Annotated in this window: 12 protein-coding genes, 2 tRNA genes and 1 pseudogene; 3 read left to right on the top strand and 12 right to left on the bottom strand. The window is 33.4% G+C overall.

What is annotated here, in order from left to right; genetic code table 11:
* Positions 1–33: 33 nt before the first annotated feature.
* The 6 genes and pseudogenes from C0T34_RS06365 to C0T34_RS06340 form a co-directional block, all read right to left on the bottom strand.
* The gene (locus C0T34_RS06365; RefSeq protein WP_109849870.1) at positions 34–540 is read right to left on the bottom strand and encodes a contact-dependent growth inhibition system immunity protein; all 507 of its coding nucleotides are present in this window, start codon (positions 538–540) and stop codon (positions 34–36) included.
* A gap of 3 nt (positions 541–543) precedes the next feature.
* Positions 544–834, bottom strand: a pseudogene (locus C0T34_RS18435) (hypothetical protein); the annotation flags it as partial.
* Between the two features lie 266 nt (positions 835–1,100).
* Positions 1,101–1,547, bottom strand: coding sequence for a contact-dependent growth inhibition system immunity protein (locus C0T34_RS06355; RefSeq protein ID WP_239450323.1), 447 nt, complete (start codon positions 1,545–1,547; stop codon positions 1,101–1,103).
* Between the two features lie 524 nt (positions 1,548–2,071).
* Positions 2,072–2,404, bottom strand: coding sequence for a hypothetical protein (locus C0T34_RS06350; protein WP_069369151.1), 333 nt, complete (start codon positions 2,402–2,404; stop codon positions 2,072–2,074).
* Positions 2,401–7,785, bottom strand: a complete 5,385-nt coding sequence (locus C0T34_RS06345; RefSeq protein WP_109849867.1) for a DUF637 domain-containing protein — start codon at positions 7,783–7,785, stop codon at positions 2,401–2,403. Before C0T34_RS06345 ends, C0T34_RS06350 begins: the two co-directional genes overlap by 4 nt.
* A gap of 15 nt (positions 7,786–7,800) precedes the next feature.
* The gene (locus C0T34_RS06340; protein ID WP_109849866.1) at positions 7,801–9,342 is read right to left on the bottom strand and encodes a ShlB/FhaC/HecB family hemolysin secretion/activation protein; all 1,542 of its coding nucleotides are present in this window, start codon (positions 9,340–9,342) and stop codon (positions 7,801–7,803) included.
* A 193-nt stretch (positions 9,343–9,535) separates the two neighbouring features.
* Between C0T34_RS06340 and modF the strand changes: the two genes are divergently transcribed.
* On the top strand, positions 9,536–11,002 hold the full coding sequence (modF, locus tag C0T34_RS06335) for a molybdate ABC transporter ATP-binding protein ModF (RefSeq protein WP_109849865.1): 1,467 nt from the start codon (positions 9,536–9,538) through the stop codon (positions 11,000–11,002).
* Positions 11,003–11,391: 389 nt separating this feature from the next.
* Positions 11,392–12,144: a 2,3-diphosphoglycerate-dependent phosphoglycerate mutase gene (gene gpmA, locus C0T34_RS06330; RefSeq protein WP_036938379.1), complete on the top strand. Its 753-nt coding sequence runs from the start codon at positions 11,392–11,394 to the stop codon at positions 12,142–12,144.
* 75 nt (positions 12,145–12,219) lie between these two features.
* Here gpmA and aroG read toward each other — a convergent pair whose 3' ends face one another.
* The gene (gene aroG, locus C0T34_RS06325; protein ID WP_109849864.1) at positions 12,220–13,278 is read right to left on the bottom strand and encodes a 3-deoxy-7-phosphoheptulonate synthase AroG; all 1,059 of its coding nucleotides are present in this window, start codon (positions 13,276–13,278) and stop codon (positions 12,220–12,222) included.
* 243 nt (positions 13,279–13,521) lie between these two features.
* The gene (pnuC, locus tag C0T34_RS06320; protein ID WP_098943846.1) at positions 13,522–14,250 is read right to left on the bottom strand and encodes a nicotinamide riboside transporter PnuC; all 729 of its coding nucleotides are present in this window, start codon (positions 14,248–14,250) and stop codon (positions 13,522–13,524) included.
* 253 nt (positions 14,251–14,503) lie between these two features.
* On the opposite strand from pnuC, the gene C0T34_RS06315 reads away from it, so the two are divergent.
* Positions 14,504–15,391, top strand: coding sequence for an aminoglycoside 6-adenylyltransferase (locus tag C0T34_RS06315; protein WP_098943847.1), 888 nt, complete (start codon positions 14,504–14,506; stop codon positions 15,389–15,391).
* A gap of 178 nt (positions 15,392–15,569) precedes the next feature.
* Here the strand turns inward: C0T34_RS06315 and C0T34_RS06310 are convergent.
* The 4 genes from C0T34_RS06310 to pal form a co-directional block, all read right to left on the bottom strand.
* A tRNA-Lys gene (locus C0T34_RS06310) sits at positions 15,570–15,645 on the bottom strand.
* Positions 15,646–15,676: 31 nt separating this feature from the next.
* Positions 15,677–15,752, bottom strand: a tRNA-Lys gene (locus C0T34_RS06305).
* Between the two features lie 154 nt (positions 15,753–15,906).
* Positions 15,907–16,674: a tol-pal system protein YbgF gene (ybgF, locus tag C0T34_RS06300; protein ID WP_098943848.1), complete on the bottom strand. Its 768-nt coding sequence runs from the start codon at positions 16,672–16,674 to the stop codon at positions 15,907–15,909.
* Positions 16,675–16,683: 9 nt separating this feature from the next.
* Positions 16,684–17,178: a peptidoglycan-associated lipoprotein Pal gene (gene pal / locus C0T34_RS06295; RefSeq protein WP_075672729.1), complete on the bottom strand. Its 495-nt coding sequence runs from the start codon at positions 17,176–17,178 to the stop codon at positions 16,684–16,686.
* Positions 17,179–17,184: the final 6 nt, after the last annotated feature.

Raw genomic sequence — 17,184 nt, 5'->3', positions numbered from 1 at the left:
ATTAGGCATAAGGTGATTTTATTTAGTATCCATTTAAACTTTTCGACTAATACAACGCGTAAATGCTTCTTTTATTGAGGCACCTAAAACCTCGTCACTACAATTGCTTTTTAACGTAATAATTGCGCTATCAGGTATTCCCTCGCCGACCCAATGATCCATACGTAAATGGTTTAGAGGACTAATAGTAATTTCATCATCTGTAAGCTCTAAGCTACATCGATTCATATTATTAAAAAGTGCTGTTTTATTTTTATAATCATACTCTTTAATTATTTTTTTTATCCAGTCTTGATAAGGTTTTTTATCCTTATACATTTGATTAAACTTATCTGAACTTCCTTTAATTTGTTCACTTTTAATCAGAGCGAGTTTTGCATAACAACCTAATTCTTCATCAAGAATATCATTAGGTAAAACTTTATAGCCTTTTTTTAGATCCATTATATAGATAGAATGACCAGAAAAAGTTAATAAAATATAATGAGCGTCATTATAATAAACACTTGCTCTTAATTTATTATTTTTTAATTTAAACATTAATTATTCCTCAATAATCGTAATATTAACTTTTATATTTTTTGAAGATGCATTTTTGATAGAGTCATTAATAGCATCCCATTGTTCTTTAGTGGTTTTTTCTGGAACTCCTAATTCTAATGTTTTTAATTTTACATCTTTTTTAGAAATTTCTGTAATTCCACGTCCATCGCCACTATATTTATCCATAGTTGAAATATATGTATTTAATGTATTTTCTATTGATTGTGGATTTTTAAGTCTTGAGGCTGTTTGGGTATTTAATGTCTTTACACTAATATATTCACCTGTATTAGCATCATAATGAGAGGATCATCCCAAAAAACCACCACTGCAACGCCCCATACAACTTAGAAAACCATATAGTTGTTCTGTTACGTTAATACGATATAAACGTTCAATTTTTTTATCTCATCATCAGAATACCCCTTTATTTTATGAATATTGATAGGAAGCTCTGGATAGACAGAATGTAAATAATTTATTAATTGATAATTATTCATATAATGAAAAATCACCTTACTCATAATTATCATAAGATTATTTTATTTAGCATCCATTTAAACTTTTCGACTAATACAACGTGTAAATGCTTCTTTTATTGAGGCACCTAAAACCTCATCATTACAATTGCTTTTTAACGTAATAATTGCGTTGTTAGGTATGCTTTTACCAATCCAATTATCCAATCGTAAGTGATCATAAGGAATAATAGATATGATACCATCAGTCACATTTACACTACATAAGTTCATATTTTTGAATAGTGTCGTTTTATTTTTATAATCATACTCTTTAATTATTTTCTTTATCCATTCAGAATATGATTTTTCATCATTACGCATTTCATGATATTCAGATGAATTAGCATCTAATATTTCGCTTTGGATTAATGCATTTCTTGTAAAAAAACCCAAATCAGCATCAAGTGGATCTTTGGATAAAACCTTATAACCTTTTTTAAAATCCATCAAATAAATACCACTTTTTGAAAGGGTTATTATAATATAATAATCATTGTTAAAATAGACATTTGCTCTTGAATTATTTTTTTTGATATAGACACTATTTACTCCTCAACTATTGTAATATTAATCTTAATATTTTTTGAAGATGCATTTTTGATAGAATTATTTATTGCATCCCATTGTTCTTTGGTTGTTCTTGCAGGAACACCTAGTTATAGAGTTTTTGATTTAACATAACTTGGTAAAATCTCAGCACTTTCCTTTCTTTCTCCAGAATATTTATCAATTTAAGTATTTTTAAATAAAAACCACCACCTAATTATTATTTTTAAAATAATATTAAGTAATGGTTTTGGATTGATTAATATTTCTATTAAAGATTATTATCTAATTTATTTATTTTGAATACATGCGAGTAAAATAATCACTAATTTTATTGTTATCGAGCAATCTATCTTTGGTAAAATCAATACTATCAGAGACTACAATATATTTTCTTAACTCTTCAGGAATATCTTCTATCGTTGCATAAATAGTTGGAACAATAAAACGAAAACAGTTACCTATTTTGGTAAATTTACCGCAACAAGTAGTTTTAACCTTAATTTTTTATCCTTTATTTTTTTTGAATATAAATCTAATGATGATATATTGATATCTTTAAATTCACCATTAAATCTAGATAATTCAAACTCAACAATAGAATCTTTATTAACTAATAATGTATACAGATCATAATCTTCTTCTAAAACATGCTCCAAACAATATACACTTATTATATTAGAGAATCTATTTTTTAAAAGACAATTAATTTTTTCATTTTTTAGAATAGAACCTTCATTTTTAATTAACCTATCCTTAATAATCATTTCTTTTCTAGAACCAATTAATTTCATTTTAGTCTTCCTGGCGTTACCGTTACTAAATTACCTAAATTATCCGTTAAAATTGTTATGATATTCGTTGAGTTTTTAGTAAATTTATCAATACCAATATATTTATCTAATATAATAACTCTTTCATACAATTTTTCATCTTTACTATTGATGATTCTACTAATTTTTATTTTTGAAATATCATTACTTTGAAGTATTAGCTTTAAATCTACTTGACTTATAGTGAATTGGCTAGCATTTTTATCTGAAAAATGCCGATGAATCACATGTACCCAACCACGCTTTAAGTTACCATTATCAATATTAATCCTAGATTGAACAATAGGATATTCTAATTCATTTTTAGAAACTACTGTTTTGGCTCCATTAGATACTTTATATCCATTCGTAGTTACTCCTGAATATGTTATAAGTTCCCCGTTGTTGATTATTTCAATAACTTTTTTATTTGCTGCTATTAATAATTTTTCTTGTTCTACTATCGGTTTTATAGCAGTAATATTTAATTTGCCTGACGTTATTAAAGACTTTGAGCTATTAGCTAACATGCTCGAAAAAGCTTTAGCACTTTCTTCTGAACTTGCTAACACCTTATAACCACTGCCAAAAGTGACGCCTGCTATTGCTGCTTCTGGAGCCGATATCCCTGCAATATTAATACCTAGCTGATTAGTACAATAAACCCAGTTAGCTTTACAGGTATTAAATGCAACTTGAGCAATAGTGATAAGTTCAGGTGTTGCTGCAATGACAGTATGACCAGCAATAAAACTTGCACTTCCTCCTAAGCCAAAAGCGATTGCAACCATTCCTGCATTTTGTCGATTTACAACTCTTTCTGCTGCTGCAACATCTCCCTTCGAAGCTGCGATCATATCTTTATTATTTTCTAAGGCTAAATTAGAAAACATATGCTCACTGTAATTATGCCGATAAACCAACTCAGCAGAATTAGCCGCAGAAAATACGCCCTCAGGCTTACGAGTCACAATAGCGCCTGTCAGTGCACCAATTAATTTAGTGAGCTGTGTTTTTCCTTCATTGCCCTGTAGTGCCTCTTGAATTAATGCAACTTGTCTGTCAGTTTCATTTAAATAACTAGGCTCAAATAATTTACTTTGTAGTGATATCGCCGCTATTTCTGCCGCTAAGGCACCCGCGACAGCTCCTGTAACACTACCTCCTGCAATTTCTGCACTAATACCTGCCACGATGGAATGACTTAACACCTTTCCCGCATGTCCTAATACAGCACCGTTATCACCAATTAGGTTGGCACCTTCTGCATGGAATTGACTGCCAATATTGCTTAATAGCGCGGTTTTAAAATTATCAATAAAACTGCCACCTTGAATGGCAGTGCCCAATGTTGAACTAACGACTGAATGAGAGGCAACGCGTTGTGCAACTTGATTCCATGTTGCGCTATCGGTCGCAAGTAACTTGCCTGTTGAAGGTAATGTTCCACCTTGGATTGCCTGATCCCAACCCATAAATTGGTCAAGACCTTGCAATGCCCCTGCAACCACCATACTTGTAACGACAGACTTGACAGTGTCGCTACGACCGAGTGATTCAATAGTTTTATAAATACTGCCTTTGTTCTCAGCTAAAGAGACTGTAGCTTGAGATACTAAAGAGGCAAAACCCGCTTGTGCCGCAACCGATGCCGTCGAAGCCACACTGGCTGATGCACCTGCCGCAATGGTGGCTTCACTTGCCATTCCACCAATGGTTGCCGCGGTTGCTGTACCGTAAGTTGCAACCCCTACCGCGATAGCAATGACCGCACCGACAACAGGATTTAATTGCTGAGTTTTATCATCCCAATTGGAATAAGTGTCTTTAACTAAATTCCAATTAATATTTTCTTGATGTTGGAGATCTTTAAGCCAAACATATTCTGGTGTATTACTTAAAACAGTTAATGCTTGTTCTAGTGATTCTTTTTTCTTAGCTTTAATATCCGCAGATATGCCTTTTGGGGCATCAATTGTGAGCATTCCACCAATATAAAGTTCAGGTAATACCCATATTCCTTTGGTATATCCCTGATCACGCTGAGTAATATAAATATCTTTTGAATTGGTAATAACTTGTTTAAAGGCCGTGTTTTTTACTGCTTTAAAATTAACTTTTCCTATTTTACTGGTTAACTTGGCATTTTTTGCTGTATCAATTTTAGTAGCTTCTAAAGTGATATCATCTTTAGCAAATAAATTAATATTGCCATTAGTAATAAACTCGGTAACTTTATTATTGGTGTCATAAAATGTTTTCGTATATTTCTTTTTAGTAACACACAAAGTCCGCCAATTACATTTTTTCTTTTCTTCTTTGTAGTAACTCGATTCTTCCATCGCTTGCGCGTAAAGGAATCCTCCTTTAGCGGCGATATCCATCTCTTTATTTGCAGTTAATTTTGATGCCTGAAATAAAATACTGCCTTCAGATAATAATGTTAAATTATTACCACTATTAATTTCAGTACTGACTTGTTTACGAAGTTCTTCTAAATCAGAACCCGACTCTTTACGAAAATGCGTTCTTACTGATCCCAATTGAATATTGTCACCACTTGAAATAGTGACATCACCCTCTGATTTAAATGAACTTCCTTCTGTGATTAATGTACCTGATGACGCAATAGAAATGCCTTTATTGCCAGTTATCGTTGCTGTGGCATACTGGATATCTTGAGCATTTTCATGGGGATCTTTGATAGCAGAATAAGCGTTTGCACCCAGCTTTATATTTCTACCGGCTAATACAATGACTTTATCTTTTGAATTTAATATGGTTGAAGTTAAATCAATATCACGAGCGGCGTTTAAAATAAGGTTATTGTCTGAAAATAATTTAGATTGTAATTGAGGATAATGAATATCACTAAAGAAAGGATCGGCATCTTTTATTGATTTAGAGGAAAGAAAAATATCCTGTCCGGCATTAAAGGTTATGGCTTTATTACTATTATATTTTATTCCTTGACTAATAATATCTTTACCTGAAGTAAAAGCTATATTATTACTTTCCAAAATCCCCATGTTAATTAAAAATGCTGGAATATACCCACTATCTCTAATAAAAGGTACTAAATTAAAAAGAAAAGATTCATCACGATTTATTTTAATATCTTCTAGCGCAGATAAATTTAATTCATTGGATTTATTAATTATTACATTTGAAATATCAATATTTTTCCCAGAATTAAAATATATTTTTTCAGGAATATCAACATATGGTGATTTAATACCTTTTAGAGTATAAAATGTGGTAGGATTAAATAAATGACTAATATTTCCCTTTTTAGTTATAGCAGAAAAATATTTTGCTGTTACATCTATATTCTCAAATTTTATAGTATCTATCGATGTCAAACTTATATTTTCATCAGCTAGCAATTTTGAATTATTTATGTTTATACTTTTATCAGCAATAATAGATAAAGAATCGTTTGCTGTTAAATTTAAAGAAACATTCACATTATTAGCATTTAATAATATATTTTTAGCTAATATAGTATTTTCAAAATCTGATAACCCTCTGAATTTTTTTATTTCTTTTTCTGTAAATGGAAGTTTACGCTCTAAATCTATACTATTTTTAAAATCTAATACTAAATTATTACCTGCTTTTATTATATAATCAGAGACATCATTTACAGAAAATTCATAATGACTACCCGTTTTCACAAAAGGAACAAAATGACTTACCTTATTAAATTTAGCTTCATCAAGCTTATATTTTATTATATCATCCCGATAATAAAGATGAGCATTATCATTAGAATAATGTTCCCATTTATTAAGATATGCAGAACGATAATAATATAATTTTGCACTGCTTCCTGTTGCAATTAAATTATTATCTGCAATAATTCTAGATTGGTTATTAATAAAATCATTAGATTGTATATATAAATTATTTCCTGAAGAAATAATACTAGGAACATATTTATTACTTTTTTCAAAACATGAACGTTCTACATTAACTCCTCCATTATTTTTTAAATCTAAAATATCAAACCATTTTTTATAAGAGAAATTTTTTAACTCAGGAAATGCAATAACTAAAAGAAAATCATCAGTAGGACTTCTAGATGGAAGGAGAAGGTGATTACCGATATTTATAGAGAGTTTAGAATCAGGCTCTTGTTTTATCTCTTTAAATAAAGGTGTTATAGATTCATTAACCAATTTCTTAGTTCTAATAATCAAATCACCCTTTTCTGTTTTTATCGTGGCGGATTGATTTTCAATTAAAGTGCTTGGTTCACCCTGCGCATTTCTCTGTATCCATAAATTATCTTTCGCTTGAATAAGCGCCTTTTCGCCTTTATTAGTGAGTTTATCTGCAAATAAACGTATATCTTTCTCTGAGATAATTTCACTATGATTAATCAGCGTATTAGTTGCTAAAGTAATATCTCTTTTGGCTTTTAACTTTGTATTACTATTAATTTGTAGTTCTTTACTACTAACATTAATATCTTGATCAGATTGAATATTGCCATTAAAGGTAATTTTTCCATCAATGGTTAAATTCACACTGTTTTGGTTTGTTTTAATATGACTTAAATTAACACCAACACCTTTTTCTGTGCTAACTAGACGTATTTGATTAGCATACATTCCACCTAACGCTTTTGTATCAATAGATAGCGTAGGTTTAACGCCTTCACCATTAATGCTATTTACTGTACCTTTATCAAAATCAATACGGTTATTTCCTTGCATTAAAGAAAGGGTTTTAGCGTTAATTTTTCCATTTAATTCAATACTACGGCTGATAATGTCGGCATAATCCTGAGTTTGGAGATCTATACCTTGCGTACCAATAACAACACCGCCTTTTTTCACTTCTATTGCCGAATAAGCACCTTGAGGGTTAAAAAGAGGTTTTCCTGTTGTGAGCGTAATTGCTGGGGTATTTATAAACGAACAGCCATCACACGTAATGCCATTTGGATTAGCAATAACAACTTTCGCTTGTTCTCCTGCAACTTCCAGTTTTCCTTGTAATTGTGAGCGCCCATTTCCCACCACTTCATTAATAATTAAATGAGCAGCACTACCTTTTAAATGGGTATTTGCATTCACTTGTTTGGCTAATTGTGTGTTAACAGAAGTTGTCGCATTATTAAGTACAACACCTTGCTTGCTAACATTGAACGAATGAAACTTATTATGAGAAATACCAAGATTATTAGGTGTTGAAATATTAATAATAGGAACAGTATTTTGTTGATTAACTTTAATCGTTTTATCGGATGGCGTAATTGCTAAACTCCAAGCTGGATGTAATGGATAAATAGCAATGACATAAGCTATGCCATAACTTATTAAACGTTGTTTCCAAGAAATATCCTTTTCACACATAAAAACTCCTAACATTTAAATAGCAAGAGAAATGGACCAATAAAAAGACCAGCAATCTGGCTTTAATGATCTGGGATAAAACATAGGTTTATTAATTAATATCTGAGAAGAAAAAGTGGAATGATAGAAAGAAATGCCTATTGCACTTCCAATTATTTTGTTCTTTTCGGTTTCATATTGATCTGAATGAACAACACCATAATCAAGCGCAAAAATAAAATTCCATTTTCCTAAAAAAGAACTTATTGGTGATATACTTATTTCATTGCGCCAATAAAATCCGCTATTAGCATTAAAATTTGTTTTTTTATACCCACGAACAGCCTTTATTACATCTATTGCTATTTTTTCCGAACCATAAAGATTATCAGGCGTATATTGACTATGAAATGAAGTAAGATAGAAAAATTGATCAGTTAATAAATATTGATAACTTAAATTTAAACTTAATTTTCGATAATGGCTACGAGGTGAATTATCAGCAATATAATCAGGTGTCGCACCAAAAAGAGAGATCCCAAACTCAGCAGTTGGATTAATGATTAAATATCCATTATGTAAACTTAAAGTATATTCAGGGCTAAATGATAAAGAAGTCAATGTGGGACTATTTATTAATAATTTTTGTTGTGCTAACTGTGTTTTTGCTTTCTTATGCTTTAACGTTCCCTTTAGTGTTATTCGTTGTTTATTATCTCGATAAACTAGACGACTAATATCAAATTGCTGATCTCTATTTTTGTTTTTATAAATATATTTGTGATTATTTTGGAAGGAATAAGATGAACTACTATCAGATAACTGGTATTGATAAAACCAATAGTCATAAGGGATATTCACACTTGCAGTATAAGCACGAGAATAGTGAGCATGAGGGAAATCTGTATTTGTTTTTAGTGAAAAAATCCACTGTTCACCCAAGCCAAATAAAGAATCTATTGTTGTCGTGTTAGTAAGTAAGATCTTTCCTGTTGTTTCTGTTCCTGAATTATCAATTGTTAATCGATTCTTTAAAGGGAGTTTTTTAGCTTTTCGATTAATAGTTACAGATGAATATCCCACACTATCGCTTGGTTGAATATCCAAGGCATATTGCGCTGTTGTTAACCGATTAAGCTGTTCTAATCCATGTTCTAAATCTCGTAGATTTAAAACTTCTCCTTTAATAGAAGGAAAAATAATATCAATTAATCTAGATGAAACACCATCGATAGAAATATTTTTTATTCTGCCTTCAATAATCCTTATTACTAACTTATGATTAGAGAGATCTTGCTCTGGAATAATAGCTTGTGAAGTAACATAACCTTTTTCAATATAATTATTAGTAATTGATTTAGCGACCTCTTGCATATCATTTAATGTTAGACATTGTTGTAGATACGGTGAAATCACTTTAGATATATTTCTATAATCTAATAGAGTACTTCCTGTAAGATCAACTTTATCAATAAGAAAGCAATTACTGTTTACATTTTCATTATTCAAAGAAAAACTATTCTTACTAATGAGTAAAAATATAAAACAGAATAAGTTTATGTTTTTAAATTTATGCATATATAAATCATCCTTAAAGAGATATTTATATATTTACATAAGAAACACATTTTAAAAGTTATCATTAAATAGTAGGTGTATAAGACTTTTAGAAAAAGTTCTTTCAGCAAATATTGACAAGTTTCTATTAACCCTATATTGCTAGATACTTAACTTGCACTTAGCTTACATTAAAAAAATAAGGCTAATAATAATGAAACACTTACAACTCAACAAAACACAATTCCGCTTAAGCGATAAACTCTGTTTACAAATTGACAATTTAGCCATAAACGAAGGTGAAAGTTGGGCATTTGTAGGCAGTAATGGAAGTGGCAAAACTGCCTTAGCAAATGCATTATGCCAAGAAGGTATATTGCTCTCTGGTGAATTTATCAGCACATTTTCTCGTCCAATTAGCCTCTCTTTTGAAAAACTACAAAAAATGATTGAAGAGGAGTGGCGTCGTAATAACACAGATTTATTAAGTGAAGGTGAAGAAGATACTGGTTTAACCGTAGCCCAAGTTATCCAAATGCAAGTTAAAGATGATGACAGATGCTTTTTATTAGCCAAACAATTTGGTGTTGAATACTTGCTATCAAGACGATTTAAATATCTTTCTACTGGTGAATCTCGAAAAATATTGCTTATTCAACTCTTAATGAATAAACCTGATTTAATTATTTTAGATGAGCCTTTTGATGGGTTAGATGTGGATTCTCGCCATGCTTTAAATGAATTGTTAACACTATTACATCAACAAAATCTAACTATCGTACTAATTCTAAATCGTTTTAACGATATTCCTGATTTTATTCAGTATGCAGGTCTACTGATTAATTGTGAATTGGTAGCCAACGGCAAGAAAGAACAAGTTTTATCTGACTCAGTAATAGACCAATTATCTCACAGTGAAACGCTAGAAAATCTCACATTACCTAAACAAGATTCGCCTGATGCCATTCCTCAACTATCACCGACTCTTTCTCCTATTGTGCTAAACGATGGTGTAGTGAGCTATAACGACAAACCTGTTCTTCACCATTTAAACTGGGAGGTAAAACCTCAGCAACATTGGCAGATTTTAGGCCCTAATGGTACAGGGAAATCGACATTATTAAGTTTAATTACGGGTGATCACCCTCAAGGCTATAGCAATGACTTAACGCTATTTGGCCGTAAAAGAGGAAGTGGTGAAACAATATGGGAAATTAAACGCCATATTGGTTATGTCAGTAATGCCTTACATCAGAGTTACCGTGTTTCTTCAACGGTAAAAAATGTCATTATTTCAGGTTTTCATGACTCTATAGGCATTTATCAAGCAATTACAGATAAACAGTTTAAACTCGCTGATGAATGGTTAGCGTTAATTGGTTTAACCGCACATGCTAATCATCCATTCCATTCCTTGTCGTGGGGTCAACAACGCTTAGTTTTAATTGTTAGAGCATTAGTTAAGCACCCTACTTTGCTCATTCTCGATGAACCACTGCAAGGATTAGACACAACAAACCGACTCTTAGTACAGCGTTTTATTGATATCATGATAAGCCACAGTAATACGCAACTTTTGTTTGTAAGCCACCATCAAGAAGATGCGCCATTATGTATTACTCATCGATTGACTTTTATTAAAGAAGGCGAAATTTATCGTTACCAGCAAGAAATTTGTTAAATGTTGATTTTTACTGCCATAATCAGGGCAATGATTTTATAAATTAACGCTAAACTTAGGTCTGAATTTTTATTTAAATCGACATTTTCTTGCTTGTTATTTAAACAATAATAAATAAAAGATCTGTCGTTTTTATGGACGTCATTTTCGTCTATTTTTTACACAAAACGGATATTTTGTTTTTTTACGCCGATCCCGCTAGATTAATAGCTTGAACGATTAAGCAAAAGGTGTGACAACTGCGCAATAATTCATCGAATAAACGACATTTTTGACTTAATCCCCCTTGTTTTGTCACTTATGTTTGGCGTTCTTGTCGATGATCCATATAATGATTGAAGTGCTAATTTTAAACTTATATTAAGAAAGTAATTATAGGAGTCTAAACTATGGCAGTAACTAAGCTTGTGCTAGTTCGACACGGTGAAAGTGTATGGAACAAAGAAAACCGTTTTACAGGCTGGACTGACGTTGAGCTGTCCGAAAAAGGCCGTAATGAAGCGCAAGAAGCAGGTAAACTGCTGAAAGCTGAAGGTTTCGTTTTTGACTATGCATATACTTCTGTTCTGAAACGCGCAATTCACACCCTGTGGAACATTCTTGATCAAGTTGATCAACAATGGCTGCCAGTTGAAAAATGCTGGAAATTAAACGAACGTCATTACGGTGCTCTGCAAGGATTAAACAAAGCTGAAACTGCTGAAAAATACGGTGATGAGCAAGTTAAACAATGGCGTCGTGGTTTTGCTATCACTCCACCAGAATTAACTAAAGACGATGAACGTTTCCCAGGTAAAGATCCTCGTTATGCATCTTTAACTGCGGCAGAACTGCCATTAACAGAAAGCCTAGCATTAACTATCGACCGTGTAACACCATACTGGGAAGAAGTTATCAAACCACGTGTTGCTTCTGGTGAGAAAGTGATTATTGCAGCTCACGGTAACTCACTGCGTGCTCTGGTTAAATACCTAGACAACATGAGCGAAGATGAAATTCTTGAGCTGAATATCCCAACAGCTGTACCTTTAGTTTACGAATTTGATGAAAACATGAAACCAATCAAACGTTACTACTTAGGTAATGCTGACGAAATCGCAGCAAAAGCAGCCGCTGTTGCTAACCAAGGTAAAGCGAAGTAATTTTACTGTTATTTTGAGTTACATAAAAAAAATGCCACTTTTAAAAGTGGCATTTTTATACTTTTAATTTAATTATTACGCTTTATTACGACGAGCGACAACTGCATTTGCTAATTGGCGTAACAGCGTTTCTGTATCATCCCAACCAATACAGGCATCTGTGATACTTTTACCGTAAACCAAAGGTTCACCACTCTCTAATGACTGACTACCTTCCACTAAATGACTTTCAACCATAACACCAATTAATGCTTTTTCACCTGCGCTAATTTGTTGGCAAATATCAGCACCAACTTCCATTTGTTTCTCAAATTTCTTGCTACTATTGGCGTGGCTGAAGTCAACCATCACATTTTGTGGTAAACCTGCTTTTTTAAGCCCTTCTTTTACCGCTGCAACATGTTCAGCGCTGTAATTTGGCTCTTTACCACCACGTAAAATAATATGGCAATCGCCATTACCCGCTGTGCGCACAATGGCTGAATGACCCCATTTGGTTACAGAAAGAAAACAGTGTGGTGATCCTGCGGCATTAATTGCATCAATAGCAACTTTAATAGTTCCATCTGTACCATTTTTAAAACCAACAGGACAAGATAAACCTGAAGATAACTCACGGTGTACCTGAGATTCAGTAGTACGAGCTCCAATAGCACCCCAACTCATTAAATCAGCAACGTATTGAGGTGTTATCATATCTAAAAACTCGCCAGCAGTTGGCAAGCCACTATCGTTGATAGTTAATAAAAGATTACGAGCGATACGCAAGCCTTCATTAATATCAAAGGTATGATCCATATGAGGATCATTAATTAAGCCTTTCCAGCCTACTGTTGTGCGTGGTTTTTCAAAATAAACACGCATAACAATTTCAAGTTTATCTTTAAGCTCTTCTCTAATGAGGCTTAAACGTTGCGCATACTCCAACGCAGCTTTCGGATCATGAATAGAACAAGGTCCAATTACCACTAATAGACGATCATCTTTTCCTGCTAGGATTTGATGAATAGCTTCACGGGCATGACGAACTGTAAAAGCCGCATTATCAGTTGCTGGAAACTTTTCCAATAAAGCAACTGGCGGTAAGAGTTCATTAATTTGTGTTATTTTAAGGTCATCATTTTGATAATTCATTCCCGTGTATCCACTCTATGTTATCTAGTCAATGTTATTATTGCTTTTCCAATCTAACCATTCATTTTCTATCTGTAAACACCCTTTCAACCTAAAGCACCTATAGTCACCTTTCTAAAAATTTCAATATAAAGGGAAATAGCGCATTTAAGCGAAATAATGATTCAAAATTGCGGTAAAGATAAGAATAAAAACAACGAATAGTAAGGCTGGAGAGAAAGATAACTCTGCCAGCCTTTTTTATTAGGAGAGATAATTATTTCTGCTAGAGCGTTTTGCTGTTTTGATCCACAAACGGGAACCATTAATAGCGATAGCCAGTAAGATGATATATTCAATAGACATTGCATAAACGCCCTGTTTGTAGAATATAACAATACTAATCACGTTAATAACTGACCAAACTAGCCAGTTTTCAACTAATTTACGCGTCATTAAGATCATCGCCACAATGGAAAGAACTGTCATTGTAGAGTCCCAGAATGGGTAAGCATCAGGTTCAAGAACTGGTGTAGCTAAATTTGCACCAAAGACATTTAATATATCAACAGCAACAACGGCTAAATAACCAAATACAGTATCAATATTGAAAGTAAGAGCAGCAATGGCAGCTATCGAAACAACGATTAAGAAAAGACGATGACTCGATTTTAACCAACGTATTCTCAGCGTAGCTTGCTCAAAGTCATTCACTCTGCTCCATGCATACCATCCATAAATATTAGCGGCAAAGAAAAATATTTGAAGGAGTAAGCTGGCGTATAGCTGAATTTGGAAAAAAATAATGGCAAACAAGGTGACATTAATAAGTCCAAATAAATAGTTGATAATTTTTTCCTGGCTTGCCAGCCAAATACACAATAGACCAGCGATAGTGCCAACAGCTTCAATCCATGAGAGTGGATATCCACCGTCTCCGAGTGGGATATTGACTAAAATATTATTGATACTAAACCAACTCATCACATCCATTTTACAACCCCGACTTAATCATAGAGAAAAACAAAGAAAATATGGGTTATTGCGACATCTTTGCAAAGTAGTAAAGATATATTATAAATTCATATTTATAATGGTACTTAGTTTATAATATTAAACATTATTCTTCTTATTTAGAAAAATAACAAAAAAATGTTTCACATACTAAACAAATTATTCTAATTTTACTTTTTATACAATAAAAACGACAAATAACTTTATTACATTTTACTTATTAGAGAGAAATATGGAGCCAACAACACGTTTAATCGATCGCATGCTATCTTTTGCTCTCCTCGATCCTAGAATTGAGGCAGTAGTACTAACAGGATCGTTAGGACGCAATAGAAAGATAGACAGTTATTCTGATATTGATATAGAGCTTATCGGTTATGGTGCGACAGAGCTCGCAAAAAACCAACATTGGTTATCACAATTCGGTGATGCTCTTGTCAGCTTACAGCTGGAGTGTGAAGATCCCAAAAGTAAGTTTTGGCCTATTTATTTACATGTCTTAGCTCAAGGTCGCAAAATGGACATTATGATGGCAGAACCTGAGCGTATTTTTAACATGAAAACTGAAGGACTTAGCCCAGTTTACCAGCGTGGATATCAAATCTTACTTGATAAAACGAGTTTATGTGACGGGCTTCCTGAAATTAGCACTATAACGCCCCCTACGCTTTCAAAAGAGCAAGCATGTAACAATGCTCAAGAATTCTGGTTTGAGGCGACACAAGTCGCTATAGCCATTCTACGTCATGAATTTTGGTCTGCAAATTATCGTATACATGATATGCGTGAATGGCTGATGGCGTTACTTGAACAAGTTGCGTTACACAATGTACCAACGCAAGATGTTTGGTATCAAGGGAAAAACTTAAAAGAATGGCTACCTAAATTTTATTCATTACGATCATTGGAAAGTACTCTTGCAATGAGTACCCCCTATGAATCAGCAGCAACACTTTCGATTATAATGGCATTTTTTCTTGATGCATCGAAACGCCTCAATCACCCTATTGATACAGCAATAAAAACGCAAAAATTGGTCAGTGATTGGTTAATCGATAATGAATTTTTGACTGAAAATGAATACACCCAAATCACGTCATCAATTATTTGTCATTACTGATTTGAATGTCATTTTAGATTAAGGCTAGGTAGTTTTTTCCATTTTGAGAAAACTATCTTCATTGTTTAATAAAGCGATAAATTGCACTATCAAGAAACAGAAAAATAGTTAAGTGTTTCTTTATTATTTAGGAAATGATAATTTAGGGAATGATCGATATACAGAGAGATGTTTGAAATGGTGGGTCGTGGGCGATTCGAACGCCCGACCAATTGATTAAAAGTCAACTGCTCTACCGACTGAGCTAACGACCCATTTCAATAAAAACGGATTGGTATTCGAAAATGGTGGGTCGTGGGCGATTCGAACGCCCGACCAATTGATTAAAAGTCAACTGCTCTACCGACTGAGCTAACGACCCTTTTTCGAACTCGCCACATTCTCTGTGGCAACGGCGGGTAATAATACTGATTTAATGTTTTTGTGCAACGTTTTTTTTCAAAAAAAAATTCAACCGTTGAAAAAACAATCATTTAACCCCGAAAATGCAACATTTTACATTACGGGGTCAATAATTAGAGTGTTCCTAGCTGCTTTTGCGCTAATTTAGCGCCAGCGCTATTTGGATATTGCTTAATCACTTGTTGGTAAACAGCTTTAGCATTATCCTTTTGCCCTTTCTCTTGCATGATCAAACCAATTTTATAAAAGGCTTCACTTGCTTTTTGAGATTTTGGATAGTTTTTAACAACGATAGCAAATGTGCTTGCAGCCTGATCCTTATTACCTTTTAGATAATACATCTGACCCAACCAAAATTGTGCATTTGATTGATAGCTAGACTTTGGATAGTTATTGATAAAGTTGTTTAATTCAACAATCGCCTTATCGTAATCTTTAGAATTCAATACGATATCAATTGCTGCATTATAATCGGCCTTCTCATCACCTTGTCCTGAGCTAGTTGCAGCAGAAGGTGCTGAAGAAGCAGTATTATCAGGTTGAGTGGCTTCTGTTGATGTTGAAGCTCCGCCACCAAGGCTATCTAATTGTTGATAGATATTGCGTTGGCGTTCAACAACTTGATTTAACTGGTATTGATTTTCCTGAATTTGACCACGTAACATATCAATATCACGCTGAGAATCAGCGAGTTGTTGCTGTAATTGGGTCAAAAGCTGACTGTGAGCATTTGAAAAACGCTCAAGTTGGGCGAGTCGTTCATCGGTCGAACCTGAACCGATATTACTGATTGGCGCTTGGGCAATAGCGGCTACAGGAGCCGCTACGCCAACCAGTAACAACAGACTCATCAAGAAAGGTCTGAAGTTACTGTTGTTCATGCCGTTCTCTTAGTAATCCAGTACTGCACGACGGTTTTTCGCGTAAGCGGCTTCGTCATGACCCAGTACAGCTGGTTTTTCTTTACCGTAAGAAACGATTGACAGTTGATCAGCTGATACGCCTTTACCTTGCAGGTACATTTTCACAGCGTTAGCACGACGTTCGCCCAGAGCGATGTTGTATTCTGGAGTACCGCGTTCGTCAGCATGACCTTCTACAGTGATACGTACTGATGGATTTGCACGCAGGAATGCAGCGTGTGCGTCTAACAGGTTAGCGTAGTCTGAGCTAATGTCATATTTGTCAAAACCGAAGTAAACGATGTTTTGTTGTTTCAGTTGTTCTAATTGCTGACGTGCTAATTCTTCAGCAGTAGGACCTTGTTCAACAACTGGTACATTGTTTGTATCAGCTTGATCGTCGTTTTTGTTTGAGCTACATGCTGCAACAGCAACGAGTGGTAATGCTAACATCAACCCTTTAAACACTTTGTTTAATTGCATCTCTAT

Origin of the sequence: Proteus sp. CA142267 (genome assembly GCF_003336825.1) — a bacterium.
GTDB lineage: Bacteria > Pseudomonadota > Gammaproteobacteria > Enterobacterales > Enterobacteriaceae > Proteus > Proteus terrae.
The sequence above is the reverse complement of the archived record's forward strand: the minus strand, read 5'-3'. Positions and strand labels throughout refer to the sequence as shown.

What these genes read in the sequence shown, in the direction of transcription:
- C0T34_RS06345 (WP_109849867.1), bottom strand. Translation starts at nt 7,785, where the DNA reads ATGTGTGAAAAGGATATTTCTTGGAAACAACGTTTAATAAGTTATGGC.
- ybgF (WP_098943848.1), bottom strand. Translation starts at nt 16,674, where the DNA reads ATGAACAACAGTAACTTCAGACCTTTCTTGATGAGTCTGTTGTTACTG.
- gpmA (WP_036938379.1), top strand. Translation starts at nt 11,392, where the DNA reads ATGGCAGTAACTAAGCTTGTGCTAGTTCGACACGGTGAAAGTGTATGG.
- C0T34_RS06340 (WP_109849866.1), bottom strand. Translation starts at nt 9,342, where the DNA reads ATGCATAAATTTAAAAACATAAACTTATTCTGTTTTATATTTTTACTC.
- pal (WP_075672729.1), bottom strand. Translation starts at nt 17,178, where the DNA reads ATGCAATTAAACAAAGTGTTTAAAGGGTTGATGTTAGCATTACCACTC.
- C0T34_RS06315 (WP_098943847.1), top strand. Translation starts at nt 14,504, where the DNA reads ATGGAGCCAACAACACGTTTAATCGATCGCATGCTATCTTTTGCTCTC.
- C0T34_RS06365 (WP_109849870.1), bottom strand. Translation starts at nt 540, where the DNA reads ATGTTTAAATTAAAAAATAATAAATTAAGAGCAAGTGTTTATTATAAT.
- aroG (WP_109849864.1), bottom strand. Translation starts at nt 13,278, where the DNA reads ATGAATTATCAAAATGATGACCTTAAAATAACACAAATTAATGAACTC.
- pnuC (WP_098943846.1), bottom strand. Translation starts at nt 14,250, where the DNA reads ATGGATGTGATGAGTTGGTTTAGTATCAATAATATTTTAGTCAATATC.
- modF (WP_109849865.1), top strand. Translation starts at nt 9,536, where the DNA reads ATGAAACACTTACAACTCAACAAAACACAATTCCGCTTAAGCGATAAA.
- C0T34_RS06350 (WP_069369151.1), bottom strand. Translation starts at nt 2,404, where the DNA reads ATGAAATTAATTGGTTCTAGAAAAGAAATGATTATTAAGGATAGGTTA.